This is a genomic window from Actinomycetospora sp. (assembly GCF_036497585.1).
Lineage (GTDB): Bacteria > Actinomycetota > Actinomycetes > Mycobacteriales > Pseudonocardiaceae > Actinomycetospora.
In genome coordinates, this window is sequence record NZ_DASXJD010000173.1 from 1 (window position 1) to 2793 (window position 2793).

The 2793-nt window shown below is 71.0% G+C and carries 3 protein-coding genes and 1 tRNA gene; 2 read left to right on the plus strand and 2 right to left on the minus strand.

The genetic code is table 11. The features are described 5' to 3' along the window. Nucleotides 1-133 precede the first annotated feature (133 nt). A complete protein-coding gene (locus tag VGH76_RS16825; RefSeq protein ID WP_331557853.1) occupies nt 134-556 on the minus strand; it encodes a DUF4395 domain-containing protein in 423 nt (140 codons plus the stop codon). Nucleotides 557-667: 111 nt separating this feature from the next. After that, nucleotides 668-1099 (minus strand): thioredoxin family protein, encoded by a 432-nt coding sequence (locus tag VGH76_RS16830; RefSeq protein WP_331557854.1) that lies wholly within the window; start codon nt 1097-1099, stop codon nt 668-670. 87 nt (nt 1100-1186) lie between these two features. Between VGH76_RS16830 and VGH76_RS16835 the strand changes: the two genes are divergently transcribed. Further along, nucleotides 1187-1260 (plus strand) — tRNA-Thr (locus VGH76_RS16835). 479 nt (nt 1261-1739) lie between these two features. Continuing rightward, a complete protein-coding gene (locus VGH76_RS16840) occupies nt 1740-2657 on the plus strand; it encodes a CPBP family intramembrane glutamic endopeptidase (protein ID WP_331557855.1) in 918 nt (305 codons plus the stop codon). Nucleotides 2658-2793: the final 136 nt, after the last annotated feature.

The window sequence follows — 2793 nt, forward strand, 5'->3', positions numbered from 1 at the left end:
CCGGTGACGACGGCGGGTCGGGATGGTTCGGACACGGGGTCCTCCACGAGGTTGCGGGATCGGGGCGCCCATCGAGACCGCGCCGAGCGCCCGGAACCGTCACCGGACCACAGTGATCTGCATCACTCTCCGATCAGGCCGCGCGACCGGCGGGCCGGACCCTCGCGACGAAGCCGTACAGCTCGCAGCCCAGGCAGAAGCCGAATGCGGCGTTGAGGAACGCGGCGACGAGCGCGAACGCCGTCGCGACGATGCCCAGCGCCGTGACACCGCCCAGGTAGCCGGCCGCAGCCACGACGGTGAAGACGAGCCCGACGGTCTGCGAGAAGCGGACGGGCGCCGCGTCCTCGGTCTCGGTCGGCGGGCCCAGACGCGGCCTGACCGCGAGCCGGAACAGCGCCCCGTACGGCGACCAGCGCATGCCGAGGAGCGCGGGGAGGGCGAACACGATCGCCTGCGCGAGCACGAGCCATCCGCTGCCGGTGACGAGGACGAGCGCGAGGACGACGGTGGTCAGGGACGCGGCGAAGCGGACGCCGCGGGGGTCGAGCTGCATGGCCGGGGTTCCTCTGAGGGTGCGGACGTGACGAGGGTCAGCGGCACGGACAGAGGTCGGAGGCGAGACGGCCGTGGTCGACGGCACGCCGGCGTGTCAGCACACCGGTGATCATCGGTGCTCGGCGAGCTCGCTGTCCAGCGCCTCGAGCAGCTCCGCCCGACGGGGCACCCCCGAGACGCGCAGCAGCTCGCGCCCGCCGCGAGCGAACGCGATCGTGGTCGGGGTGCGCATGACGTGCAGCGTGGCGGCGGCGTCGGGATCGTCGGCGATGTCGATCTCGGTGTGCCGCAGACCCGGTTGCGTGGACGCGAGGTCCGTCAGCGTGGTGGCGGTCTGGCGGCACGGAGTGCAGATCGGGGAGCTGAGCTGGAGGAGCAGGACGCGGTCGTCGGGCTCCGGCTCGACGTGGGCGAGGCTCCAGCCGGACGCCGCGCCCGGCGTCGTCATCCGCACCTGCCCGGCACGGGCCCGTACGACGAGGCCGACGACGGTCGCGACGACGAGGACGGCGACGAGGACGATCGCTCCCACGGCGGACACGTGACGAGTCAACCCGGGGTCTCCCGGCGATGTTCCCGACCCCGGGCGCCGGAGCGTGCGGCGCGCTCGCCTACACTCGAGCCCACTGCCGCCTTAGCTCAGTCGGCCAGAGCAACGCACTCGTAATGCGTAGGTCGTCGGTTCGATTCCGACAGGCGGCTCCCCAGGTCAGGGCCGGTTTGGGAGGACTCCAGACCGGCCCTTTCTGCCGTTCTCGTGGCCACCGCCCGCCGCCCGCGACATGGGTCGGACAAGTCGGCCCTGTGCCAGACCGTTCTGCTCGTTGTCAGCGGGCTGGGCTCACAGACCACGGCGCTCCGGGAGAGCGGCCAGCTCTCCGTGCGAGGTCACGCCGAGCCGGGTGAAGATCCCGCGCAGGTGGGCGCGCCGGTCCCCGTCCCGATGAGTAGCTGGTGCGCGATGGCCCGCCGCTGGTCGTCGCGAAGCCGCGCTGAGACACCGCCTCCGCGCTGCCCGGATCGTCGTCGTCGTTGACATGCGCTGCTGCCGAGTCGCCCGGCGACACGTTCGGGTGACAGGAAGCGCCCAGCCGGTGTCCAAATGCCTAAGCTGCTACCCCGGATGGGTGAGCGTCGCCTCGACGAGCAGCCTTTCCCGGACCGGGAAGGAGGGCCTCGACATGACGGTCTCCTACGTGGGAGCCCCATCGGATAACGCGCGCCACGGTGTTCTGGCCCGCCACCCGCTGGTGTTCTTCTTTCTCTTCGCCTACGTCGGGTCCTGGTTGCTGGAGCTGCCGGTCGTGCTCTCGCGGACCGGCACCGGCCTCCTGCCGTACACCCTCCCGCGGGTCGTGGTGGTCGCGCTGATCGCGGCCGCGACATTCTCCGGCCCGACCTTGTCGGCGTTCGTCATGGCGCGGGTGACCGAGGGGAGGGAGGGCCCGAGGCGCCTGCTGCGCCGCTACGTGCAGTGGCGCGTGAAGCTCCGCTGGTACCTGTTCGTCCTGCTGGTCATCCCGGTCAGCGAGGTGATCGGCGCGATCGTCCTGCCTGGGGTCCTGGCGTCCTACCAGCCGGTGACCCTCGGGCTGGTGGCCGGCTACCCGTTGGCGTTCGTCGTGACGCTCGTCCTCGGTGGGCCGTTGGGCGAGGAGCCGGGCTGGCGCGGCTTCGCGCTGCCCCGTCTGCAGGTGACATACGGGCCGCTGGTCGGCGCGAGCCTCCTCGGCGTGCTGTGGGCCGCGTGGCACCTACCCCTGTTCTGGACCGGGGTGTGGACGCCGCCCACTGCGACCAACGTCGTCATGTTCTTCGTGATGACCACCGCGCTGACCCTCGTCATGGCCTGGGTGTTCAACAATGCCCAGGGCAGTTTGTTGATCACGATTCTCATGCACGCGTCCTTCAACACGTTCGCGAACAAGGCCGTGGCGCCGCTCTTCCCCGCCCCGCTGCTCAATGATTACGGCCTGCTGCCCGTGCTGGTCGGCTTCGTGGCGGTCGCGCTCGTCGTCGTCGCGGCGACGCGAGGCCGGTTGAGCTATCACGAGGGGCCGCCGTCGCAGAAGCCGGACCCGAGCGTCGCGCCGTCCTGAGCAACCTATGAGGGCGAAGTCAAGGTGGGGTGTTTCGGGCGGTGGGCGTGCGGCATCGCCCCGCCTGCGTGAGCGGGTTGATGTTGTGGGTGGCGGTGATCGACGTCGTGGTGGCGGGTGCTGCCGCCCACTCTGC